Below are 23,565 nucleotides of genomic sequence, written 5' to 3'. Positions count from 1 at the left end.
GCTATTTTTATTTAACGATTCACTTATTTAGTTAAATCATCAAAGAAGTTCTTAACACCAGATAAGAAACCTTCTGATTTAGGATTGTGCTTCTTCGCATCTTTCCCATCAAATGATTCTTGGAATTCTTTAAGTAGCTCTCTTTGGCGTTTCGTTAATTTAACTGGAGTTTCAACAATTAACTTAACGATTAAGTCACCCGCACTATGAGTACGAACACCTTTAACCCCTTTACCGCGCATACGGAACATACGGCCCGTTTGTGTTTCTAGTGGTACTTTTAGGCTTACACGCCCATCAAGTGTAGGGACTTCAACTTCACCACCCAGTGCCGCCATTGTAAAGCTTACTGGCACCTCACAGTATAAGTTGTTACCATCACGATCAAAGATATTGTGCTCTTTTACATGAACTTGTACGTATAGATCGCCAGCTGGAGCGCCGTGCTCTCCGGCTTCGCCTTCACCAGATAAACGAATGCGATCGCCCGTATCTACACCAGAAGGAATCTTAACGTTAAGTGTTTTTGTCTTTTGTACTCGACCATCGCCATGACAAGAATTACATGGGTCTTTAATGATCTTACCTTTACCATGACAAGTAGGACATGCCTGCTGCACAGCAAAGAAGCCTTGACGCATTTGAACTTGGCCTTGACCATGACACGTGCTACAAGTTGTTGAAGAAGTACCTTTTTTAGCGCCCGTTCCATCACATGGTTCACAGGCCGCTAACGTTGGAATTTCAATGTCTTTCTCACAACCACGAACCGCTTCTTCTAGCGTAAGTTCCATGTTGTAACGTAAATCTGAACCACGTTGTGCACGTTGCTGACCGCCACGACGGCCACCACCAAAAATATCACCAAACACATCGCCAAAAATATCGCCAAAGTCACCTTGACCGCCGCCAAAGCCGCCGCCGCCACCCATACCACCTTGTTCAAAAGCCGCATGACCGTATTGATCATATGCCGCACGCTTTTGAGCATCAGTTAGGATTTCATACGCAACTTTTACTTCTTTAAACTTTTCTGGCGCAGTTTCATCACCCTGATTACGGTCTGGATGGAATTTCATTGCTAGACGTTTATAGGCTTTCTTTATATCACGCTCAGAAGCATCACGGCTCACACCTAATACTTCATAAAAATCACGTTTAGACATGCTTTGGTCACCAATTCTTTTGATACTGCCGGCAGTGACACCGTCAGTATGAGTTCAATCTAGATAATCAGGTTCAACGTTCGAGAATGATTATCTAGATTGACCTATTAATTACGAATTTGCGGGCGGTAGAGAAAACTCCAACGCCCGCAATATATTTTCTATCGAGAAACCGATAATTAATTCATTAAGTTATAAGTCGCTAGTTCAAGGAAAAAGCACGGAGTTTACGTTAGTAAATGAGTACTTTTAACGCCGAAATAGCGGCTTAAAACGACAGGAATTATTTATCCTTAACTTCTTCGAACTCAGCGTCTACAACATCATCTTCTTGCTTAGGTTGCTCACCTGCGTCAGCACCTTGTGCTTGCGCTTTCTGTTGAGCGATTTCCATTAGCTTTTGTGCTGCTTGCATTAGCTCTTGAGTTTTCGCATCGATTACTTCTTTATCATCGCCTGACTTAACGTCTTCTAGAGCTTTGATTGCTGCTTCGATTTTTTCTTTCTCGTCAGCTGGAAGTGCATCGCCTGCTTCTTCAATTTGTTTCTTAGTACCGTGAATCATTTGGTCAGCTTGGTTACGAGCAACAACTAATTCTTCGAACTTTTTGTCCGCGTCTTTATTCGCTTCTGCTTCTTGTACCATTGCTTCGATTTCTTCAGGAGTTAAACCACCTGATGCTTGGATAGTGATCTTCTGCTCTTTACCAGTAGATTTATCTTTCGCAGATACGTTTAGGATACCATCAGCATCTAGATCGAAAGTTACTTCGATTTGTGGCATGCCACGTGGTGCTGCTTGAATACCTTCTAGGTTAAATTGACCCAGAGATTTGTTGTATGTCGCTTGCTTACGCTCACCTTGAAGTACGTGGATAGTTACCGCACTTTGGTTATCTTCAGCTGTAGAGAACGTTTGATCCGCTTTTGTTGGGATCGTTGTATTCTTCTCGATTAGTTTAGTCATAACACCACCCATCGTTTCGATACCGAAAGACAGAGGAGTTACATCTAGAAGAAGTACATCTTTAACATCACCAGACAATACGCCACCTTGAACTGCAGCACCCATTGCTACTGCTTCATCAGGGTTAACGTCACGGCGAGCTTCTTTACCGAAGAACTCAGCAACTTTAGCTTGAACCATAGGCATACGCGTTTGGCCACCAACTAGGATAACGTCAGTGATTTCGTTTACAGATAAATCTGCATCCGCTAGAGCAACTTTAAGAGGCTCAAGAGTACGAACAACTAAGTCTTCAACTAAAGATTCTAGTTTTGCACGTGTTACTTTAACGTTCATGTGCTTAGGACCAGTTGCATCAGCAGTAACGTAAGGAAGGTTTACGTCAGTTTGTTGAGCTGAAGATAATTCAATCTTCGCTTTTTCTGCTGCTTCTTTAACACGTTGCATAGCAAGTGGATCAGTTTTAAGGTTAATACCTTGTTCTTTTTTGAACTCGTCAACTAAGAAATTGATCATACGGTTATCGAAATCTTCACCACCTAGGTGAGTATCGCCGTTTGTAGCAAGAACTTCGAAAGTTTGCTCGCCATCAACGTTGTCGATTTCAATAATTGAAATATCGAATGTACCACCACCAAGGTCGTATACTGCGATAGTGCGATCGCCGCCTTTCTTATCAAGACCGTAAGCTAGCGCTGCTGCTGTTGGTTCATTGATGATACGTTTAACATCAAGACCCGCAATACGACCCGCATCTTTCGTTGCTTGACGTTGAGCATCGTTAAAGTAAGCAGGTACAGTTACGACTGCGCCAGTCACTTCTTCGCCTAGGAAATCTTCAGCTGTTTTCTTCATTTTCTTAAGAATTTCAGCAGACACTTGAGGAGCAGCCATTTTTTGGCCTCGTGCTTCAACCCATGCATCGCCATTATCAGCTTTGATAATTTTGTATGGCATAATTTCGATATCACGTTGAACTTCTTCGTCTTCAAAACGACGACCGATCAGACGCTTAATCGCAAATAATGTATTTTGTGGGTTAGTAATTGCTTGACGCTTAGCTGGCTGACCTACAAGAGTTTCGCCATCAGTGTATGCAACTACCGATGCAGTTGTGCGTTCGCCTTCTGCATTCTCTAAAATACGTGGCGTATCGCCATCTAGAACAGCAACACAAGAGTTAGTAGTACCTAAGTCAATACCAATGATCTTACCCATCAGGTTATCTCCAATTTATCTATTTAAACTTACTCAAAACAACTTGAGTAAAGGTTGGGACTGAATCCCATAATTCATTCTATGACTAATAAATAAGGGCGTGAAATCACAATTCAAGGGAAAAAATAAAAAAAGTGTCATTTATTTTAAAAATAAACAAAAAAGCCTAGCAATTAGGCTAGGCTCTTATTCGAAATCAATATTCTTATTAGCTCTTCTTTAAAAAGAACGCTCTCTTACAAAAGAATCAAGACTCATTTTATTTTAATGATCATAAAAACTCACAGGAGGCGGATTCTCATACCATTCATCTTTTGTTAAATAGGTTTTCCCTCCGGCTTTCACATAAGGGCTATTATTATCAACAATTGACAAATTTTCTGGAGCCACGGTCCCCATATAATACCAAGTCGGCGTCGTTGTTAAATACTGAAAACGACTTCCTCCTGCACCTGGTAGATAATTAGCGTTTGATAAATCACCATGTGATACTGACGTATTTACCGTTGGATAATAATCAGCACCCGTGCTTATTAATATTTTTGCCTCTTCACTGTCTTTTTTGTTGTTTTCATTATCTGTAACCAACCAAGCTTGGATTCGAACAAAAGCAGCAACAACATTTTCACCATCGATAGAAACTTTACTTGTTCCCCCATGAAGTGGGTAATGCTTACGATGAATCTTGTATTCTTTGATACCAGAATCAGAACGACGATACGGAACATCTTCTATGTATTTAATTATATTATGAGAATAATAAGCCGCCCAAGAAATAGGCTGTTTATCCTCAGTGGCATTTACCCATTCCGCAGTAGATGGATTCATACTTCCATCTACCGAACGTAATAACCAAATGTCAGTATCACCGATCGCGATACGAACATTTGTCGCCTTATTCTCTTGCGCTTCAAATACCGTAAACCATTGAGTCATCCCACTCCAATAATCAGACGTCGTGATACTTTTATCTACGATTTCATTAGCCCAATAAGATGGCGCCGCATCCCCTCTAGGAACCCCTTGTACAATCGTAGCTCCATGAGCCCAAGCAGACGTTAAAGGAGCATCATATAACAACGCATCATTAGGCAGTGCCATTGAAGCGTACGTTTCAGAAGCGACAACATGTGCAGCCAGACTAAAAGGGGCATACAAGCATAAGGCGCTACAAAATAGCGACAGTGATTTTAATTTCATATTTACTTCCATTAACGAAACTCATTACATCCATGATGATTAAAATGTAGTAAAAAACAAAATAAATAACGACTCTCCATAAGGGCTACATCTCAAGTTTTGACGTTCGTTCCTTATTTATAAGACCCATTCCCAAAACAAAGACTTCACATCTTAAACCAGAGACAAAAAAAAGCGGTACCATCGCTGATACCGCTTAATTTAAATTAACTTAATAAATCAAAAAAAATTGATTATTGAGCAACCATAACCATTGCAGGACGAATAACTTGCTCATTTAATGAGTAGCCTTTCTGCATTACAACCATTACGGTGTTTGATTCATGATCTGGACTTGCTTGCATACCAATGGCTTGGTGATGCTCAGGATTAAAGGTTTCACCCACTGGGTTAATCACTGTTAGACCAAACTTTTCTATTGTTGAAATAAACGTTTGTAATGTAAGTTCAACACCTTCAAGCAACACTTTTGCCGCTTCGTTTTCTTTATCTCCGCTTTCTAGAGCACGCTCTAGATTGTCGATAACAGGCAATAGTTCACCAGCAAATTTCTTCAGTGCGTATTTACGCGCTTTATCAATATCACCTTCAGCACGACGACGAACATTTTGCTCTTCAGCTTTCGCTCGTAAAACCGCATCTTGTTGCTCTTTAAGTTGCGCTTGGCTTACAAGTAATGCCGCTTCTAATTCTGCAATTTTAGCGTCTTGGCTTTCTTCCATAGATTCGTTCCACTCAACATCGGCTTCAGTACCAATAGCTTCGATTTGATCTTCAACTACGATTTCTTCGTTTACTTTTTTTTCTTCGTTATTCATTTCTGCTTCTCCAGAAGACTGCTGATTAGCCATAAAGCGATCTTAATACAAACCAAGGCGACGCTCTACAAGCAAATTAAAACTTTGTCATTATTATGGGGACTAAATAAAGCGATTCAAGCATAATAGTATTAATTGTAACATTTGTTCCCCATTTAATGATGGATGATGGATATGAAAACAGCTTTTAACGTTATAGCAATCATTGGTAAACCTAGAGATCCTAATGCCATAAAAACGCATTTAGCCTTATACGATTGGCTTACTGAGCTAAATTATACGGTTTTATTGGATGAGCGTTTACGTGAAGCTCTCCCTACTATACCTGATGAATGCTTTAGCCATCTTCCTAAACTTGGTGAGTTAGCCGATCTTGCAATTGTTGTTGGTGGTGATGGGAACATGCTCGGCGCGGCACGTGTATTATCACGCTTTGATATTTCCGTTATTGGCGTAAATAGAGGGAATCTTGGGTTCTTAACTGATCTTGACCCTGATAATTTTAAAGAGCCATTAACTGAAGTATTAAATGGAGAATTCATAAAAGAAGAACGTTTCTTACTTGAATCTGAAGTTCACCGTCATGGACAATTAAAAAGTCACAATTCAGCGTTTAATGAAGTTGTCCTTCACCCTGGACAAGTGGCACATATGATTGAATTTGAAGTCTATATTGATGATAGCTTTGCGTTCTCTCAACGCTCTGATGGCTTGATTATTTCAACCCCAACAGGATCAACCGCTTATTCTTTGTCTGGTGGTGGTCCGATCCTTTCTCCTAATTTAAATGCCATTTCAATTGTTCCTATGTTTCCACATACGCTTTCAAGTCGACCTTTAGTCGTTGAGGGAGGCCGCCATATTAAATTATTAGTTTCCCCAGATAATCGCAGTTCACTTGAAGTCAGTTGTGATGGACAAGTCTCTTTACCAGTTAGCCCAGGTGACGAAGTTCATATTTTCCAAAGCCCAGGCAAGTTGCAACTTATCCACCCCAAAGATTATAGCTACTATCATGTACTTAGAAATAAGTTAGGCTGGTCTAGTAAGCTTTTTTAAAAACCATAATCTTAAATCATAAGCGATTCACAAAAAATTCAAATAAACTTTACTGTATAAAGAAACAGTATATACTGTTTCTTTATACAGTACTTTAGCGTTATTTAAATTTCGTAGAGAATGGCTTATGTTGGCACATATTAAAATTACTCATTTCGCAATCGTGAAATCGCTAGAATTAGATCTTACCAAAGGCATGACCACCATTACTGGTGAAACTGGTGCCGGTAAATCTATCGCGATTGATGCTCTTGGTTTATGTCTAGGTGATCGAGCTGAAGCGTCAATGGTTCGCCAAGGCGAAGAAAAAGCAGAGATCACAGTTCTCTTTACTTTAGAGAACAATATTAATGCTAAGCGATGGTTAGAAGATAACGAATTATACGATGGCAATGATTGTATTCTACGCCGTGTAATCACTAAAGAAGGGCGCTCTCGTGGCTTTATTAATGGCAGCCCTGTACCTGCAACACAGCTAAAAACACTAGGTCACTTATTAATTAATATTCATGGTCAACATGCTCATCATGAATTAATGAAACCTGAATATCAGCTCAATATGTTAGACCAATACGCTGGACATCTTTCTCTATTAAATAAAACACGCAGTCGTTATCAAGCATGGCGCCAATGTGATAATTCATTGAAACAATTAATCAAAAACAGTCTACAAAACGAAGCGCAAAAACAACTGATTGAATACCAAATAAAAGAATTGAATGAATTAGCATTAGGTGAAGAAGAATTCGCAACCCTTGAGGAAGATCATAAACGTCTTTCAAATTCGAGTGAATTAGTTGATTACTGCCAACAAGCCGTCTCTCTGTTGTATGAAAACGATGATGTGAATGCACTTCAACTTCTTCAACATGCAAATAATCATATTCAACAATTAAGTCAGCTTGACCCGCAATTGGCCCCATTAACTGAAATGTTAAATGACGCGATGATTCAAGTAGAAGAAGCAAACCATGAGCTTAAGCATTATTTAGATACTATCGATGTTGACCCTTCTCAAATCGCTTATGTCGAAGAGCGCTTCAGTAAAGTCATGTCAATGGCTAAAAAGCACCATGTCATCGCTGATGAATTATATGAACATCATCAACAACTCTTAGCTGAATATGAACGTTTAGATTGCTCCGATGAAAAACGAGAACTACGCGAACAAGAAGTAGAAGAATTAAAACAACACTTCTTAGAGTCTGCACATAAGCTCACTAAAAGTCGTCAACGTTACGCAAAAGAGCTAAACAATAAAATCACGGAAAGCATGCAGACATTAAGCATGGAAAAAGCCGTTTTTGATATTCAAATAGAAAGTGATGCCGCCACTAAAATTTCACCACTAGGCATTGATACTTTATGTTTCAAAGTATCAACTAACCCGGGGCAGCCTTTGCACCCTATCGCTAAAGTTGCTTCTGGTGGTGAGCTATCTCGAATTTCTCTGGCTATACAAGTTATTACGGCGCAAAAAATAGAAACACCAAGTTTGATTTTTGATGAAGTTGACGTCGGTATCAGTGGACCAACTGCAGCCGTTGTAGGAAAAATGCTTCGCACTTTAGGTGAATCAACCCAAGTACTGTGTGTTACCCACCTGCCTCAAGTTGCAGGCTGTGGGCATAACCAATTATTTGTTGAAAAACAAACAACGTCAGGAAAAACAGAAACACAAATGCGCCCACTTAACACACAAGAACGCGTAGAAGAATTAGCTCGTTTACTTGGCGGAACTAAAATTACAGCACATACCTTAGCTAATGCCAAAGAATTGTTAAACGCAGCTTAAATAGCCTTATCTACTTACATCGATGTAAGCAGATAAATACATAAGACTAAGATAAACGAAGCCAGTACAACCATTGTATTGGCTTTTTTATTTCACTTTATCGGCAATTTACGACGAAAAAAACACAATAGATGCAACTAGATTCAAAATTTAGGGTCAAAATACACCAGAACAGGCTTAACCTTTTTACTTATCAAGTCAGCTTGTTTATCATCTATTTAATTATTTAAAAGGCTAAAGCTGTACGAACTATGCAATTCAAAAAATGGATCATTGCTCTACCCCTTGCTGCTGGACTATTGGGTGGTTGCTCGCTAGTAGAACCATTGGTATATCGAATCGATATTAGCCAAGGTAACTACGTCGAACAGGAAGCCGTCGATAAACTGCGATTTGGCATGACAAAACAACAAGTACAGTTTGTTATGGGTTCTCCAATGCTTGTTGAATCAGGCTACCCAAATACTTGGTATTACATTTATCTATTTACTCATGGACACGAGAAATCAGTTCAAAAGGACATGATTGCTCAGTTTGATGATAATGGTAATCTAACCAGTATTGAGGGATATTTCCCTATGAGCGATAGCTTCTTCGAAAAAATGTAATTTTCCTTACAAAAGAAAAACTACGTTCAAACACAAAAAACCGGAAATCGTTAAACGACTTCCGGTTTTTTATTTTCCGATACTGCTCTATTTTTTAGCGGCTTCTTTTTTTGCTTGTGCCGCTCTTTTTCGTCGAATCTCTTTTGGATCAGCAAGTAATGGTCGATAAATTTCTATACGATCTTTATCTCTGATTGTCGCATCTAACTTTACGTTACGGCTAAATACACCGACTTTATTTACCACTAAATCAATATCAGGATAACGTTCTAATACACCAGATTGCTCAATGATCTCTTGAACGGTTTGATCTGCTTTTACGGCAAGTTTAAAAACCACTTGCTCTGTTGGCAAGGCATACACCACTTCAACATGTATCATCTCGTTAATTATTGACATAAATCTGCTTCGCTCGCTGGGTAAATGAATTCACCATATTATTAGTAAGCTCTTGAAAAACCTTACCAAATGCCATTGCTACTAACGCGTTGGTAAATTCAAAATCTAATTTTAGTTCTACTTTACACGCCGTTTCATCTAATTCAGTAAAATGCCATCCACCCGTTAATGATTTAAAAGGCCCATCAACCAAGTTCATTCCTATGATTTGAGCATCAACTAACGTATTTTCGGTAATAAACGTCTTCTTTATGCCTGCTTTTGCTACATCGACCGACGCTATCATAGAACATTCTGTTTGTTCTATGATCTTAGAACCAGAGCACCCGGGTAAGAACTGAGGATAAGACGCAACATCATTGACTAAATCATACATCTGCTTTGCACTGAAAGGTACTAATGCAGAACGGCTAACCTGAGGCATAAATTCTCCTTTACATAATAGAGGGTTGCATCATACCATCTTGATGTTAAGAGCCAAACTACTTCCCCTATTCTCAACTAATAACGTATAATGTGGGCATTATGGCAAAGAAGAAATCAAAAGATAAAGCGGGCAGTAATACCATTGCTATGAACAAGCAAGCTCGCCACGAATATTTCATTGAAGATGAAATCGAAGCTGGGGTCGAACTCCAAGGCTGGGAAGTTAAATCTCTTCGTTCTGGTAAAGTAAATATCGCGGAAAGCTACGTATATGTTCGCGATGGCGAAATTTTCATTAGTGGTATGAACATAACACCACTGCAAGCAGCATCGACTCATGTTGTTGCGAACCCTACTCGTGTTCGTAAACTTTTAATGAGCCGTAAAGAAATTGATAATCTAATCGGTCGTGTTAACCGTGAAGGTATGACACTTGTTGCTACTAGCATGTACTGGGTTCGCTCTTGGGCGAAAATAAAAGTTGGTGTAGCAAAAGGTAAGAAACTGCACGATAAACGTACAGATTCAAAAGAAAAAGACTGGAACAGAGATAAAGCTCGAATTATGAAGAGTAGTTTGCGTTAATTTCAACCAGTTAGACTGATACTAACTAGACAGACGCTGTTTTTCTGTTAGTATCATCAGGTACCAAATCTTTGGGGCTGATTCAGGATTCGACGGGAATTTTGAAACCCTAGGAGCATGTCGTGGGGCGGTTGGCCACGTAAAAAGCCGCAAAAAAATAGTCGCAAACGACGAAAACTACGCACTAGCAGCTTAATAACCTACTCGGTGCTCTCCTGCCCTAGCTTCCGTTTGTAAGACGGGGAATAACAGGGGATCAAACCCAAACGAACTAGAATGGATTCTCCCACCTGAGAGATGAAGTTTGAATTATAATTCAGGTTAGCCATAAGATAGCGTGTCGGTTCGCAGTTTTACGGTGAAATTAAAGATCGACTAAACATGTAGCGCCAACGGTGAACGGTTCTCGGACGGGGGTTCAAATCCCCCCAGCTCCACCAAACGTTTGGAAAAGCCCAACTTCGAAAGAGGTTGGGCTTTTTTGTATTTGTAAGTTATGTATCTATGCCTAACCACATAGAAAAACCATAATTATCAATATAAAACAATAAATTACAAAAACTCAAAAATAAGCTAAAGATTCAGCCAATCATAATATCATGCTATAAAAAAATCCCAATATCTTTGGATACTAGGATTCTTCGTGTATAGATTGCCATTTTATAAGGTAAATGGGAATAAATCAGAAATCATCACTCCCTCTGATTAGTACTCTATTTTATGTCTTAGCTATCGTTGCAACCTCAACAGGACACCCTGCTTTTCTGCATACCCCTTCATCACAAAAACGGCAAATACGTCTTGCTTCAACAACATTACCAGTCATCGCAGAAAGAATCGTTTCTAATATAGGAACAATCGTTTCTTTCTCTCGCTCACCAATGGAATCAATAACACCACTTGTTATTTTTTCACGAGCTAAAAGTATTTTATTTGCACGCTCTCGTCCTGCATCAGTAACGCATAAAACAACGGCTCTAGCGTCTATTTTACTGCGATGTCGATCAACAAGCCCATCATGTACAAGATTATTCACAAGCCGAACAGATCCTGAATGAGTCAACCCAAGCACTTTACTTAGCATCTCAATACCATCATTTGGATGGTTATTAATGGCAACTAAAGCCGTTTCGTGACTAAGGCTACGCCCATCAAGTTCTGCGACTTCCATTTCTATGTTAGAAGCTATCGTTGTGGCGAATGCACCAAGTAGATTCTTTAAATAATTATCATCAGTCATATCTGCATTATATGTGAGTCAGTCATAAAAAACTATAGACAAAAAATAAATACCCTGCAATACTCTCGAAATATACATGAGTCACGCATATAAATACATAAGTTAATGTTTGTACGTTAATGACACTCCAAGCGTCATCAACACTATTTTTTATTGATATAACGAGCTAATAATGAAAATTGATACTGAAGTCCTACATTATGAAAAAAAATTTAAAACAGTTTTAGGCAAAAAAATGGCCTATATAGAACACGGTGCTGGCGATCCAATCGTATTTTTACATGGTAATCCGACCTCTATATTTTTATGGCGAAATATTATTCCACACCTTGAAGGTCAAGGACGTTTAATTGCCATTGATATGATTGGTATGGGAGATTCAGACAAACTTGATAACACCAAAGATGGCAGTTATTCATTAAAAGAAAATACGCGATACACTTCAGCGTTATTGGAAGAATTGGGGGTTGATAAGAATGTCACATTGGTCTTACATGATTGGGGATCGGGTGTAGGTTTTAATTGGGCTAATCATAACCAAGAAAAAATAAAAGCAATTGCTTTTATGGAGGCCATTGTTACCACCTTTCCAACTTGGGAAGAGTTTAACCATGAGCTGCATGAACCAATCGGTATGCTACGATCTCCTGAAGGCGATAAAATGGTTCTTGAAGACAATTTTTTTATTGAAACATTACTTCAAAATGCCATTTTAAGAGAATTGACAAAAAAAGAGCATGCAGAATATCGTCGTCCATTTATAAATTCAGGCGAAGATCGCCGAGCAACGTTAGCTGGGCCTCGTCAACTTCCAATTGCTGAAACTCCAGCAGAAACAGTTACTTTAATTAACTCTTATGCCGAGTATTTAGCTCACTCGAATAATGTACCTAAACTATTTATTAATGCCGAACCGGGGGCATTTTTAGTTGGCTATGCTCGTGATTTTGTTCGTACCTGGCCTAATCTTGAAGAAATTACCGTTAAAGGGTCTCATTTTATTCAAGAAGATTCCCCACATGAAATTGGAGAAGCGTTATCTTCATGGGTAACAAAAAGGAATGTAAAATGAAAAAAATAATTTCCCTCGCTATATTGCTAACATTAAGCGGCACTGTTTATTCTCAAGATAATATCGTGTCAGAGACTCTTATAAATAAAGATAAAGAATTTACAACCGTAATGGATCCGATTCAATTTGCAAATGCTTATGGTGATGCAAATTCAGGGGATTATGGACGATTTGGTTTATTTCCTGCCAACTTTGAAACGCCTAGTCATGTTCATTCTCATGGGTATAATGCGATCGTCATTAAAGGAACAATGACAAATCCTTTTAACCATGATCAAAACCCGCCAATTTTATCTCCGGGATCGTTTTGGTCAGTAAAAGCGGGAGATATTCATACAACAGCGTGTATCTCAGATATCCCTTGTGAATTTTTTGTTTATTCAAATCAATCATTTGATTTTGATGTGAAAAAATAAAGTAACACTAATAAATGGATAGAGGCATTTACCTATCCATTTATTATTAACTATTTACGCAATTCAATTTGATTAGTTTGAGACCACACGCGTAGATCATCTAATATTTTTAATGCGGTTCGACCAAAATCAGTTAACTCATAACTGACCGCAATAGGGCGATCGCTGATCACTTTTCGAATAACCATCCCTTCTGTTTCTAGTTCTTTTAGTCGCTGATCAATCATCTTTTTACTTGCACCACCAAGCCTACGGGCTAAATCATTAAAACGTACTGGTTCATCTTTCAAATGATAAATGATGGATCCCTTCCATTTACCACCAATCAAACGCATGCCTTTTTCTATCGCGCATGGCTCATGTGACGGGTTTATCATTAGTTTGTCTTCTTTATCGTTCACTTTACTCTCATTTCCCACAATTAATCCGCCTACGTCATAACGAAAAATACACAAGTCATCTTCATCTAGTGGTTACTATTGTAAACCACTAAAATAAAAAAGCCCAACGTCAAAATGAAGTTGGGCTTTGTGTCCATCAATTGTCTTTAGGTTATTAACCGATATCTAATAATGCAGATGCGATAGCAAAATAAATGAGTACCCCTGAAATATCAGCGATAGAAGTGATCAATGGGGCACTGGCTGATGCAGGGTCTAATTTGAGCTTATGTAAACCAAAAGGCAAAACGGTTCCGATTAAGCTACCAATGAGAACAATGGCTATCATGCTTAAACCAACAACCATCGCAATATCATAACCACCACGATATAGCCCTAGCAGGTATACCGCCGCTGCCATACTTAAACCGAGACCTAACGCGACAAAAACTTCTCTTCCTAGCATTTTCGCCCAATCGTTCGGTTTTACATCACCGGTTGCTAACGCTCTGACCATTAACGTCGCAGATTGAGAACCTGCGTTTCCGCCGCTATCAATTAATAAAGGTAAGAAGAAAACAAGTGCTACATACGAGGTAATAATTTCTTCAAAATAAGCAATACCAGCCCCTGAGAATACGTTCCCAAATACGAGTAACACTAACCAAAATACGCGCTTTTTATAGAGCAAACCAATAGAAGCATTTTTGATGCTAATACCAGTGCTCTCAATATGAACGCCTTTATGTGCCGACTCTATTGTATCAATATGTTCGGTGTGATTTTTTTGTTGTACGAGTTCCATAATACGTCTCCAGATCTGAAAACGTACCCGCCTTCAGATCATCATGTACGAAAAGAGTTAAACCTCCAACTTGGGGGTTCCTGTTTATTTGATTTCATGATTTTTATCCTTGTATGAACAAGAGTGATCTGATGGACAGCAACGTAGCTGCATTTGAAAGACGGGCGGACTTTACCCAATAAGCCTAAGATATGCCATTACGGTGTGTAAGGGTCTATTGCAAACAATGTCTTTATTAATATAACCCTCAATTAAAAAATCATTTATTAAATAAAAAATCGATGAAATAACAAACAAATGATACCTGTTGGCTCATAAATGAGAACGCAATCGATATCCCTATTTGCTAAAAAAAGACAGTGCTTTACTCTATAAAGATAATTATTAAAAAAGAATGAGAACTCATGAAATTACTTTCACGTTTATTGTTGCTCGCCAGCATTACCACTCCAATAACCAGCATTGCCGCACTTGGTGAGCATCCCATCATTCTTATTCATGGTTTTCAAGCGGGCCAACTGCAAACAAAACCTCAGTACGATGCAGTCGTGACTGATGGTAAAAACTATTGGCAAAGTTATTGGTTAGATAAAGCGGACGAACGTATTGATTGGCCATCACAAGAACGCATTGTCGGTAAGATTTCAAGTGATTATATATGGCCAAAACTTAAAAAATTATCTGAAAATAATACCTGTGCAAATGGCTGTATTTTAGTGACCCACTCTACTGGTGACTTAGTTGCACGATACTTATTGGATAATCAAGAAAACTGGCTAACCAATGCAGGTTTAACGCCTTTGAATATCATTGCTACGTTTGATTTTGCAGGCGCCGGCGGAGGATCAGAGCTTGGCGATCTAGCGATTAACATTTCAGAAGGCAGTGGTGTATTAAATGCACCTTTAAAATACGCCATGTCATTATGGCTAGGTGAAACCCCAAATATAAATAATACTGGGATCCTGAATGATCTGAAGGTGGCGAATGCTCGTCAGCTCGCTCCTTTGCCTGATAATCGAATTCCACGTATTCGTTTCGTCGGTAAAGGAAGCGATTATTTTGGTTCAACCAGTCAATTTTTACCCGGTAAAGATGATGGGGTTGTTTCTAGTCATTCATCATGTGGAGCCAGTCAATCCGGCAAATTCTTCAGTTGTTCATCAAACATAGGATTTAATGGCCGAGTTACTCCTCAATCACAGGCAGTCACCCGTTTTATGCCATATCACTATCCGCTATTAATGGGAGACGATTACAGTCACAGTGATTTAATTGGCACTGAAATAGAAGGAAAAGTCGTTGCTGCTAACCAAAATAAAGAGCTGCTTGATGGCACTTTGATTGAAGTGAAAATAAAATTTGTGACCTACCCGTTAACAGGAACGACTTATCGTTATGTCGATAAATCCAACACAAAAACCATGTCAGAATTAGCCAGCGATTTACTATAATGAATAAAAACACCTTATTTATTTGCGGACTATTAATGGTTTCAGCCGTTACCTTTCATTGGATAATGCGAGACAATACCTCATCGAAGATTGTCTCCACTTTCCCCCTTAAAAAAAGTCATCCGTCGCCGAAACAAGATCCTATATCGCCACTAAAAACCGTTTTTAAGAAAAATATTGATTCACAAAAGAAACCAGAAAGTCAGCGACGACAAGATATTCCACAAGAGTTAAGTACACAATTTTCGTTATTATCTAAGGCGTATGCCAATGATATCGCCTACCCTTCTTATTCTATGCCTTTGCTTTCCGGTGATCTTAATTATCTAGAACCAAACCATTTCAGTGTCGTTAATATCCCAGTGTTGGATGGAACTCATACCGCGTCTCTTTCTCTAAAAAAATATCGTTTTGATTACCCTGAACCTATCGTTGTCACTCTTAATTCAGATCTTGCTGTTGACCACATTGAATATGAGCTATTAAATCCAGAAACACGAAAGTCATTAACGACTCAATACACTCAAGAATTAACCACCCGTTTTATAGCCAAAAAAGAGTGGCCTCAAGAGATCAGAATAAAAGCCACGATCACATTTTTAAATGGGAAAGACATCATTACTACTGATATTCAATTTTCAAATCCGGTGGCTTATGTCGAATCAATAAATGCACCTTATTCCGCTGGCAGTAACATGATTCTCCCATTAAATGTGAACACAAAACAACCGGGTAACTACCGTATTCGAGCCAATTTGTACCTCGCCAATGGCAAACCCATTGCATCACTAACGCATAAAACAAAACTCTCAACAGGTAACTCTATATTTGAATTAAAGGCTCATCACTCCGTATTAAAAGGGATACAAGGAGAGTTGGAGTTACGCAATATTACGGTAGAAAAAATGTCAGATTTCCCCGGAGAGAAGACACGGTATGGAGCAAGTAAAGAAGCGGTATTTCCAATTCCCTCTTTTGATCTATCCGGGTTAAGTGATGAACCTTACGAAATACCGGAGCAAGACAAAGAACGTCTTCAGTTTTTAAACGATATAGCTCAACAAAACGAATAAAAAGGAGACAGGGTGATCTCCTTTTATTTTCATATGAATAATTAATTCAACGTTTTACCATTGTAGTCACCGGTTAGAGTTCTCAAGTACGCGCTAATATCCGCAATTTCATTTTTTGTTAGCGTTACTCCAACTTGATATACTGCCATCGTGGCGACCGCATCATCCAACGTCTCTACACTGCCATCATGAAAGTAAGGGGCCGTTAACGCAATATTTCGCAAGGTTGGTACTTTAAAGCGATTCATGTCATCCGGTTTATTCGTCACATTAAAACGACCATTATCAACCTCTGATACATTGCCTCGATGAGAAAAATAATCGGCTTTTAATCCCATGACTTCAAAGGTTTGCCCTCCCATCGCTTGACCTGCATGACAGGTTGAACATTTGTTATCTTTAAATAATTCATACCCTTTTTTCTCTTGCTCATTCAACGCCAGCGTATTTCCTTTTAAAAACTGGTCAAAACGACTGTTTGGCGTCACTAAGGTTTTTTCAAACTCGGCAATGGCATCTGTAATGTTATTTCCCGTAATTCCATCAGGATAGATCTTAGCAAAAGCCGTTTTCATTCCTTCATCCAAATCTAGCTTTTGGGTAATTTGCTCCCAAGACGATGAGCCCATTTCAATAGGGTTCATCGGTGGGCCACCAGCTTGTGCTTGTAGATCACTCGCTCGACCATCCCAGAATTGATGAATGTTATAAGACGCATTAAATACCGTAGGCGCGTTTATCGGCCCTTTAGAACCATTAATCCCCGTAGAGGTCGTTAATCTATCAACGCCCCCTGTAGAAAGCGAATGACAGCTTGAACAGGCTACCGTGTTATCACCAGATAAACGCGTATCGTGATAAAGCACTTCACCTAAGGCCACTTTATTATCATCCACATTAATCGCATCATTAATGGGTTGTATCGATTCGTATTGGAATTTTTTGCTCGCTAATGATTGCTTATCATCTCGCTCTTGCTTTATCCATACTCGTAACGTTTGCTTCTCTTGAGCGGATAGATTTGAACGCCAATGCATGGACAAGTACGCTTTAGGTGGCATAGATTCATCGTCTAGCACTCCACTGATTTTGGCTAAAGCCACATCGGAGATTTCATTGTCACCTTCAAAACTGTTTAACACGTCATCAAATTGAAAATGACGTAACCCACTCTCAACGTCTTTTTGCATCAATTGTTTAGCGATAGGAAGATTGGCATAAAAAGGCATTTCGCTATTATCAGTATGGCAGTAACCACACCCATTCTCGGTGAGTACTTTAAAAGCAGCAGAAGAAACCGGATCCCGCTTGATGGTGGATTGTGTCAACTTACTTTGACTCAACACTTGATCAGATGAGTCCACTACATAAACCGTTCCTAAATAAGCAACGGCCCCTAGCCCTATAATCAATCCTAATTTTTTCATAACTCTTTCCTGCGACATGAATGTTCGCACACGATAGAGAGAAAAAATGACGCTTTCCAAGGAAGAAATGTCATGATAATCATCGTTTTAATCGATAACTGAACATGAAAAAATCAAATAACCTTACTTTTCATAATGATAAATAACACTCGGCATCAGTATGATAATAAAGTGTTAAACTAATAACGAACGATTTATTATCCAAGATCAATTTTATAAATCAAACTGATACCAATAACATCTATTCGGTGAGCGACTAATTACGCATAAAAATTACAGAATGGGTATGACTTTCTCTGTCATACAAAAAAGCCCAACATCACAATAATATTGGGCTTTGTATTACGGCACTGTCTTATTAATTAATCAATTAACACCAGAGAATCAAGAATCCCTTTTCCACTGTGGATCCCACCTTCATTTTCACTTGCTGGCTTACTGCGAATTAAATACCCAGCATACCCTTCAAATTCTGTTACGGGATTTCCATTGTAATAGGCCGTAAATAATCCAATTTCACTGACTAAATCATTCACGATTGTCTGTTCTCCATCACGAACCGCAATGGTTGGCGTTTCACGTTCGTGTGGATATAAACGTTGCATCAACGCCCATGCATCATATTCCTCTGGCTCTAATTGGCTTAATTTCTCACTGATATCCAGCCCAAAGACACAATGACCACCACCTTCACCTTGGTTTTTTAATACCCACTCTTCTTGTTTTGCTTCTGCGTTAAACCATGTGATGGTTTCGTTATTAACAGGCTTCATATCAGCTAAGACACTTTTTACCAATGTCGCCTCTTCGAGGGTTAATCCCCAACGCGCATATTCCGCTTCTGGCATCATAGTTAACAGCATTTGCATTGTTTTACTGGTCGCTAATTGCTGACTGATGGTTGCATTCACCGCGACATGATGCTGCTCAATAAGCAATCGGGTTTGGCTTAACGTATGGCAACATTCTGGCTCATTAAGTTCTGGTGAGAAATAGTCCTCATATTGATAACCCGCACGCAAATACACCACATCAATAGCCCCTACATTATCCAATAGCAGACGTTTATTTTCGCCACTAAATAGCTGGGTGCTGAGTTGTTCAAATGTACGTCTTACCGTCCGTATACCTTGTTTTTGCAACTCAACTTCAAGTAAATGCTGGTCGTATACGTTATCTTCGTTCTTTTGAACCACCATCAAAAACGTGGGTTTACTTTGATCATTAAAATCTGAATTCACCGCTCTTGCAGCAATAGCAATACCGTAGGCCAATTGCTCTAAACCATGATTCTCAGCAGGCGTGGCTGATGGGTCTTCAATCCATTGGTTATAGGTATCCGGCCATTGATTTTTCATAAACGAATGAAACTCAGTGGCACGTTGACCAAAAGGCCCCATGCCTGCTGCAATCCCATTAAATTCAATCACTTTTGCACCATGATTGCGATCATCCATGAAATCTGTACGCATTAATAACAAAGGCTGGCGGGCGGCGGTGTAGTTATTCACATCACTGTGTAGCGTACTGTGTAATGACATTAAGCGACCGAAAAAAGGATCCGCTTTGGCCATGTGACCCAATGACGCTTGCAGAAAATCATGATCTTCAGACACGTTATTAATAAGCTTCGTGATTAATGGTGTCACGGTTAATAAGTGCTGATAAACCTCACGCTCAATGGTCATTGGTGCAATGCTAAATGGACAGTGTCGTGCCGTATTATCTGCTTGTCGAAATGCCACACCGTGCATAATTGCCCATTCACAGGCATCTTCAATGACTTGCTGAGAAACAAACGATTTTTTTTCTGTATTCATTTTAATTACTCTTAAATTCAATAACTCAAGCAACGTTAGTGTTAGCTAAACCAAGCGTGCTGTTCTGATGTTCATTTTCTTCTTGTGCTTTTTGTGCCAGATACAAATCTCGATAATCCCCGGCTTGAACAATAAGCTCATCGTGCGTACCACTTTGAACCATTTTACCTTTATTCATCACTAAGATTTTATCGGCATTTTTTATGGTTGATAATCGGTGAGCAACCATAATTACGGTTCTGCCATCTTGAATATTTTCTAATGCTTCTTTTACTGCTTCTTCGGTTTCACTATCAATATTTGCCGTTGCTTCATCTAATAGAAAAACATTAGGTTGGTGTGAAATCGCTCGAGCTAATGCTAAAAGCTGTCTTTCACCAACAGAAAGAGATGATCCACCATGACCCGGTTGATGATCATAGCCATTAGTTAATCGATTAATAAATCGGTGGGCTTTTACCTGCTGCGCCGCTGAAATGACTTTTTCTTTATTTGGTGTCGAGTGTGATAAATCAATATTCTCAACGATAGAACCACTAAAGATAGTTGGGTCTTGAGAGACCAAGCCAAACATTTTTCGTAATTGCACTTCAGGTAATGATTCAATCGGCTGGCCTCCTATTAAAATAGAGCCTTGTTGGTGTTGATAGAATCGCATAAGCAAATTAATGACCGAGCTCTTACCGCTGCCGGTATGACCCACAATCGCAGTAAACTGTCCGCCTTTAGCGACAAAGTTAACGTCTGACAGTACCAAGTTACCTTCATCATAGCTTAACTCTACGTGACGAAACTCTATGTCATGTGGTGCTGACAACTCAACCCACTCTTGCGGATAACGGTTCTTGTCAGATTGCTCATCTAATAATTCAAATACACGTTTTGAGGCAACCGTTGCCACTTGTAATTTACGCAGCTCCATTGATAGCTGTCGAAACGGGTCAAAGAAACGTTCAATATAGTTCAAAAATGCGTATAACGTACCCACTTCAACCGCGGTATTTAATGATCCATAAGCAAACCACGCCACAATTCCTGCCGCCGTTAGGTTCGACACTAAACGGGTTAATGGGATCAACATGAAACTATCAATCGCTATTGATTTGGTTCTAAACTCAAACCAACGTTGGTTTTCTTGTTCAAACTTTTCTTTAAATGCTTTTTCTTGATTGAATGCTTGAATCAGCGCCATTCCTTGTAGCGATTCATTAATGCGTCCATTGATATTACTGATTTGCTCTCGAATACCATTAAATACTGGCATAGAGATCTTTCGATACAAATGCATTGTCGTCAGCAGCACAGGGATCAATACCAAGCTCAATAGCATCAAACGCCAATCCAATATTGCTATCGCTATAAATATCGCAATGATACGTAAGCTGCCTTGAATGATGGTTGGAATGGTCGACACAAACATATCACGCATCGATTCAGTATCATTCGTAATATAAGAAACCAACTTACCCGCAGACAATTTATCAAAGGTACTGATCGAGAAATTCAACACATGATTAAATAATTGCTTTCTCACATCATTAATCACCAATAAGGCACTATGACGAAATGACACCGCTTGCAAGTAAGTAAATAGCGCCGATATCACATAGAACATCATCACTAAGCTAATAAGAACAATCAGATGCTGCCACTCAAATTGTTGTGGCACGATAACGTCATCAATAATGGTTTTCGCTAACCATGGGATCGCCATTTCGGCACTGATCGCAACCGTTAGCATCATAAATGCCATTAAAAATCGCGCTTTATGGGGCAGAGAATAGGAAAATAATCGTTTAAATAAGGAAGTGTCACTTGATTGCGGTGCTTTATCTTCACTCATGACTCTCTCCTGTTTGTTTCTGCTCTTTGGTGTTATCACTTGGTATGTCTTTAATAACGGTACCTAACTGACTTTGTCTTTGATAAACCATTGAGTACCACCCCTGATTCGCAAGTAATTCATGATGTGATCCTTGCTCTTCTATTTGCCCTTCATTTAACACAAAGATTCGATCCGCTTCGATTAAATTAGGTAACCGTTGCGTCACTAATATCATGGTTTTATCGCCATAATTTTCCTTTAAGTTTTGGCGTACAATCACTTCGGTTTTAATGTCTAGCGCACTGAATGGATCATCTAACAACAGAATATCCGCATCAGATAGTAAGGCTCTGGCAAGCGTTAATCGTTGACGCTGCCCACCTGAAAGATTATTTCCGCCTTCACGAAGCTGAGTATTAAACCCATCAGGCATGTCATCGATTTCATTTTTAATTCCAGCCATATTAGCAACGTGTTTAATTTGTTCGTCTGTTGCATCCGGTTTAGCCAGTGCGATATTTTCAGATATCGTGCCTGAAAATAAGAACGGTTTTTGTGGAACCCACGCCATCTTATTGCGTAATGAATGAAACGTTAATGAGTCAATCGAGTGCCCATCAATACTAATACTTGATCCATTTGATAGCTGAAACTGTCTTAATACCAATTGCAATAAAGTACTTTTACCGCTGCCTGTTGGGCCTGTTATTCCAATAAAACCACCGTCAGATACCGTCATGTTAATTTTATCAAGTGCTCGTCGATTCGAATTTTGGTAAGAGAATGAGGCGATATTAATATTCAATGCCGCTTTCGCCTCCTTAGGTAATGTCACCGTCCCCTCAACCACTTCTTCTTTTTCTGAAAAAAGCACCTCTAAACGTTGCCATGAGGTACTTCCACGCTGGAAAACATTAAACTGCCAACCAAATTGTAGAAACGGCCCTAATAGTTGCCCAAGGTACAAGGTAAACGTAGTAAATAAACCCACCGAAATCTGCCCATGGCTGATTAGCCATCCGCCATAACCTAATGAAATAACAAACGATAAGCCGTAAATAAGTTGAATGGTTGGGGCAAAAGCCGCGTCCACTTTCGCAACGGCTAAGTTCGCTTCTAACGTATCGTCCAATGTTTTACCAAAGCGTTGTTCTTGACGCTGACCAATGCCGTGAGATCGAACAGCACGAATACCCGATACGGTTTCACGCGTCTCTTCATTTAAGTTAGAAAAACTGGCTTGTGCTCGACCAAACGTTTTATGCAAGTTACTGCCGTAACGCTGAGTAATAAGCACCAATAATGGAAATGGCAACAGCGCAACCGCCGTTAATTCACCACTGACAATAAATATCATGCCGAAGATAACCGTCAGACCAGCAATGAAAGAATCAACTAACGTCATGATCCCCATACCAGTGGCTTCTTCAACCGCATTCAAATCATTGGTGGCATGCGCCATTAAATCGCCCGTACTTCGACGAGAATAAAACGACGGCGATAACATTGAAAACTTTCGAAATAAATCTCGACGAAGTACTTTCGCAATCGCAATAGATGCGCCATACAATTGGCTTTGCCATACATAGCGCAACCCATACATCGCAATGGCTGACACAATAATCCCGCCAATATGAGTCAACAAATACGTCATCGTTAATTCATTTTTACTGATGCTATCGACGATACGTCCGATTAACCAAGATGGGATTAAATTGAGTAATGCCACCACCTGTAAAGCAATGATGGCAATGATGTATTGGCGTGAAAACATCTTGATGTAACCACGCAACTTCCACAAAATATTCATTA

The 23,565-nt window shown here is 39.3% G+C and carries 21 protein-coding genes and 1 other RNA gene; 9 read left to right on the top strand and 13 right to left on the bottom strand.

The window, feature by feature from the left end:
* Nucleotides 1-23 precede the first annotated feature (23 nt).
* The 4 genes from dnaJ to grpE form a co-directional block, all read right to left on the bottom strand.
* Nucleotides 24-1,166 carry a molecular chaperone DnaJ gene (gene dnaJ / locus A6E04_RS12560; protein ID WP_012550949.1) on the bottom strand — a complete coding sequence of 381 codons (1,143 nt, stop codon included), beginning with the start codon at nucleotides 1,164-1,166 and terminating at the stop codon, nucleotides 24-26.
* Between the two features lie 283 nt (nucleotides 1,167-1,449).
* Nucleotides 1,450-3,351: a molecular chaperone DnaK gene (dnaK, locus tag A6E04_RS12555; RefSeq protein ID WP_012550950.1), complete on the bottom strand. Its 1,902-nt coding sequence runs from the start codon at nucleotides 3,349-3,351 to the stop codon at nucleotides 1,450-1,452.
* Between the two features lie 264 nt (nucleotides 3,352-3,615).
* Nucleotides 3,616-4,551, bottom strand: a complete 936-nt coding sequence (locus tag A6E04_RS12550; protein WP_244886272.1) for a hypothetical protein — start codon at nucleotides 4,549-4,551, stop codon at nucleotides 3,616-3,618.
* 233 nt (nucleotides 4,552-4,784) lie between these two features.
* The gene (grpE, locus tag A6E04_RS12545; protein WP_026025379.1) at nucleotides 4,785-5,369 is read right to left on the bottom strand and encodes a nucleotide exchange factor GrpE; all 585 of its coding nucleotides are present in this window, start codon (nucleotides 5,367-5,369) and stop codon (nucleotides 4,785-4,787) included.
* Between the two features lie 174 nt (nucleotides 5,370-5,543).
* Between grpE and nadK the strand changes: the two genes are divergently transcribed.
* The 3 genes from nadK (at nucleotide 5,544) to bamE (ending at nucleotide 8,831) form a co-directional block, all read left to right on the top strand.
* Entirely contained in the window at nucleotides 5,544-6,428 is an 885-nt protein-coding gene (gene nadK / locus A6E04_RS12540; RefSeq protein WP_065611567.1) for an NAD(+) kinase, read from the top strand.
* A 127-nt stretch (nucleotides 6,429-6,555) separates the two neighbouring features.
* The gene (gene recN, locus A6E04_RS12535) at nucleotides 6,556-8,223 is read left to right on the top strand and encodes a DNA repair protein RecN (RefSeq protein WP_026025381.1); all 1,668 of its coding nucleotides are present in this window, start codon (nucleotides 6,556-6,558) and stop codon (nucleotides 8,221-8,223) included.
* A gap of 251 nt (nucleotides 8,224-8,474) precedes the next feature.
* On the top strand, nucleotides 8,475-8,831 hold the full coding sequence (gene bamE, locus A6E04_RS12530; protein ID WP_012550955.1) for an outer membrane protein assembly factor BamE: 357 nt from the start codon (nucleotides 8,475-8,477) through the stop codon (nucleotides 8,829-8,831).
* A gap of 87 nt (nucleotides 8,832-8,918) precedes the next feature.
* Here bamE and A6E04_RS12525 read toward each other — a convergent pair whose 3' ends face one another.
* Nucleotides 8,919-9,230, bottom strand: coding sequence for an RnfH family protein (locus tag A6E04_RS12525; RefSeq protein WP_017021288.1), 312 nt, complete (start codon nucleotides 9,228-9,230; stop codon nucleotides 8,919-8,921).
* Entirely contained in the window at nucleotides 9,217-9,654 is a 438-nt protein-coding gene (locus A6E04_RS12520; RefSeq protein ID WP_012550957.1) for an SRPBCC family protein, read from the bottom strand. Before A6E04_RS12520 ends, A6E04_RS12525 begins: the two co-directional genes overlap by 14 nt.
* A gap of 101 nt (nucleotides 9,655-9,755) precedes the next feature.
* Between A6E04_RS12520 and smpB the strand changes: the two genes are divergently transcribed.
* Nucleotides 9,756-10,241 (top strand): SsrA-binding protein SmpB, encoded by a 486-nt coding sequence (gene smpB / locus A6E04_RS12515; RefSeq protein WP_065611566.1) that lies wholly within the window; start codon nucleotides 9,756-9,758, stop codon nucleotides 10,239-10,241.
* A gap of 73 nt (nucleotides 10,242-10,314) precedes the next feature.
* Nucleotides 10,315-10,681: a transfer-messenger RNA gene (gene ssrA, locus A6E04_RS12510) on the top strand.
* 278 nt (nucleotides 10,682-10,959) lie between these two features.
* Here ssrA and A6E04_RS12505 read toward each other — a convergent pair.
* Nucleotides 10,960-11,481 carry a MarR family winged helix-turn-helix transcriptional regulator gene (locus A6E04_RS12505; protein WP_065611565.1) on the bottom strand — a complete coding sequence of 174 codons (522 nt, stop codon included), beginning with the start codon at nucleotides 11,479-11,481 and terminating at the stop codon, nucleotides 10,960-10,962.
* A gap of 172 nt (nucleotides 11,482-11,653) precedes the next feature.
* Between A6E04_RS12505 and A6E04_RS12500 the strand changes: the two genes are divergently transcribed.
* Together A6E04_RS12500 and A6E04_RS12495 are read left to right on the top strand one after the other, a co-directional pair.
* Complete coding sequence (locus A6E04_RS12500) at nucleotides 11,654-12,553, top strand: haloalkane dehalogenase (RefSeq protein WP_065611564.1); 900 nt, start codon at nucleotides 11,654-11,656, stop codon at nucleotides 12,551-12,553.
* Nucleotides 12,550-12,969, top strand: a complete 420-nt coding sequence (locus tag A6E04_RS12495; protein WP_017021291.1) for a DUF4437 domain-containing protein — start codon at nucleotides 12,550-12,552, stop codon at nucleotides 12,967-12,969. Before A6E04_RS12500 ends, A6E04_RS12495 begins: the two co-directional genes overlap by 4 nt.
* A gap of 50 nt (nucleotides 12,970-13,019) precedes the next feature.
* Here A6E04_RS12495 and A6E04_RS12490 read toward each other — a convergent pair whose 3' ends face one another.
* Together A6E04_RS12490 and A6E04_RS12485 are read right to left on the bottom strand one after the other, a co-directional pair.
* Nucleotides 13,020-13,346, bottom strand: coding sequence for a winged helix-turn-helix transcriptional regulator (locus A6E04_RS12490; RefSeq protein ID WP_139078824.1), 327 nt, complete (start codon nucleotides 13,344-13,346; stop codon nucleotides 13,020-13,022).
* A 178-nt stretch (nucleotides 13,347-13,524) separates the two neighbouring features.
* Nucleotides 13,525-14,154, bottom strand: a complete 630-nt coding sequence (locus A6E04_RS12485) for a magnesium transporter (RefSeq protein ID WP_083199008.1) — start codon at nucleotides 14,152-14,154, stop codon at nucleotides 13,525-13,527.
* Nucleotides 14,155-14,558: 404 nt separating this feature from the next.
* Between A6E04_RS12485 and A6E04_RS12480 the strand changes: the two genes are divergently transcribed.
* Both A6E04_RS12480 and A6E04_RS12475 read left to right on the top strand, forming a co-directional pair.
* On the top strand, nucleotides 14,559-15,608 hold the full coding sequence (locus A6E04_RS12480) for a hypothetical protein (protein ID WP_017021294.1): 1,050 nt from the start codon (nucleotides 14,559-14,561) through the stop codon (nucleotides 15,606-15,608).
* Nucleotides 15,608-16,681 (top strand): hypothetical protein, encoded by a 1,074-nt coding sequence (locus tag A6E04_RS12475; protein WP_065611562.1) that lies wholly within the window; start codon nucleotides 15,608-15,610, stop codon nucleotides 16,679-16,681. The genes A6E04_RS12480 and A6E04_RS12475 overlap by 1 nt, the downstream gene beginning before the upstream one ends.
* A 41-nt stretch (nucleotides 16,682-16,722) precedes the next feature.
* On the opposite strand, the gene A6E04_RS12470 is transcribed toward A6E04_RS12475, so the two are convergent.
* From A6E04_RS12470 to A6E04_RS12455, 4 genes are all read right to left on the bottom strand, one after another.
* Nucleotides 16,723-18,108 (bottom strand): cytochrome-c peroxidase, encoded by a 1,386-nt coding sequence (locus A6E04_RS12470; protein ID WP_065611561.1) that lies wholly within the window; start codon nucleotides 18,106-18,108, stop codon nucleotides 16,723-16,725.
* Between the two features lie 362 nt (nucleotides 18,109-18,470).
* On the bottom strand, nucleotides 18,471-19,928 hold the full coding sequence (locus A6E04_RS12465; RefSeq protein WP_065611560.1) for a glutathione synthase: 1,458 nt from the start codon (nucleotides 19,926-19,928) through the stop codon (nucleotides 18,471-18,473).
* Between the two features lie 25 nt (nucleotides 19,929-19,953).
* Nucleotides 19,954-21,771, bottom strand: coding sequence for an ABC transporter ATP-binding protein (locus A6E04_RS12460; protein ID WP_065611559.1), 1,818 nt, complete (start codon nucleotides 21,769-21,771; stop codon nucleotides 19,954-19,956).
* Nucleotides 21,764-23,563, bottom strand: coding sequence for an ABC transporter ATP-binding protein (locus tag A6E04_RS12455; RefSeq protein ID WP_017021299.1), 1,800 nt, complete (start codon nucleotides 23,561-23,563; stop codon nucleotides 21,764-21,766). The genes A6E04_RS12460 and A6E04_RS12455 overlap by 8 nt, the downstream gene beginning before the upstream one ends.
* Between the last annotated feature and the right edge of the window lie 2 nt (nucleotides 23,564-23,565).

Source organism: Aliivibrio logei (assembly GCF_001691055.1).
Lineage (GTDB): Bacteria > Pseudomonadota > Gammaproteobacteria > Enterobacterales > Vibrionaceae > Aliivibrio > Aliivibrio salmonicida.
Note: the sequence above shows the minus strand (reverse complement) of the source record. Positions and strands in the feature narration are given on the sequence as shown.

Coding starts and splice junctions, on each gene's coding strand:
- dnaJ (WP_012550949.1), bottom strand. CDS start 1,166: ATGTCTAAACGTGATTTTTATGAAGTATTAGGTGTGAGCCGTGATGCT.
- dnaK (WP_012550950.1), bottom strand. CDS start 3,351: ATGGGTAAGATCATTGGTATTGACTTAGGTACTACTAACTCTTGTGTT.
- A6E04_RS12550 (WP_244886272.1), bottom strand. CDS start 4,551: ATGAAATTAAAATCACTGTCGCTATTTTGTAGCGCCTTATGCTTGTAT.
- grpE (WP_026025379.1), bottom strand. CDS start 5,369: ATGAATAACGAAGAAAAAAAAGTAAACGAAGAAATCGTAGTTGAAGAT.
- nadK (WP_065611567.1), top strand. CDS start 5,544: ATGAAAACAGCTTTTAACGTTATAGCAATCATTGGTAAACCTAGAGAT.
- recN (WP_026025381.1), top strand. CDS start 6,556: ATGTTGGCACATATTAAAATTACTCATTTCGCAATCGTGAAATCGCTA.
- bamE (WP_012550955.1), top strand. CDS start 8,475: ATGCAATTCAAAAAATGGATCATTGCTCTACCCCTTGCTGCTGGACTA.
- A6E04_RS12525 (WP_017021288.1), bottom strand. CDS start 9,230: ATGTCAATAATTAACGAGATGATACATGTTGAAGTGGTGTATGCCTTG.
- A6E04_RS12520 (WP_012550957.1), bottom strand. CDS start 9,654: ATGCCTCAGGTTAGCCGTTCTGCATTAGTACCTTTCAGTGCAAAGCAG.
- smpB (WP_065611566.1), top strand. CDS start 9,756: ATGGCAAAGAAGAAATCAAAAGATAAAGCGGGCAGTAATACCATTGCT.
- A6E04_RS12505 (WP_065611565.1), bottom strand. CDS start 11,481: ATGACTGATGATAATTATTTAAAGAATCTACTTGGTGCATTCGCCACA.
- A6E04_RS12500 (WP_065611564.1), top strand. CDS start 11,654: ATGAAAATTGATACTGAAGTCCTACATTATGAAAAAAAATTTAAAACA.
- A6E04_RS12495 (WP_017021291.1), top strand. CDS start 12,550: ATGAAAAAAATAATTTCCCTCGCTATATTGCTAACATTAAGCGGCACT.
- A6E04_RS12490 (WP_139078824.1), bottom strand. CDS start 13,346: ATGATAAACCCGTCACATGAGCCATGCGCGATAGAAAAAGGCATGCGT.
- A6E04_RS12485 (WP_083199008.1), bottom strand. CDS start 14,154: ATGGAACTCGTACAACAAAAAAATCACACCGAACATATTGATACAATA.
- A6E04_RS12480 (WP_017021294.1), top strand. CDS start 14,559: ATGAAATTACTTTCACGTTTATTGTTGCTCGCCAGCATTACCACTCCA.
- A6E04_RS12475 (WP_065611562.1), top strand. CDS start 15,608: ATGAATAAAAACACCTTATTTATTTGCGGACTATTAATGGTTTCAGCC.
- A6E04_RS12470 (WP_065611561.1), bottom strand. CDS start 18,108: ATGAAAAAATTAGGATTGATTATAGGGCTAGGGGCCGTTGCTTATTTA.
- A6E04_RS12465 (WP_065611560.1), bottom strand. CDS start 19,928: ATGAATACAGAAAAAAAATCGTTTGTTTCTCAGCAAGTCATTGAAGAT.
- A6E04_RS12460 (WP_065611559.1), bottom strand. CDS start 21,771: ATGAGTGAAGATAAAGCACCGCAATCAAGTGACACTTCCTTATTTAAA.
- A6E04_RS12455 (WP_017021299.1), bottom strand. CDS start 23,563: ATGAATATTTTGTGGAAGTTGCGTGGTTACATCAAGATGTTTTCACGC.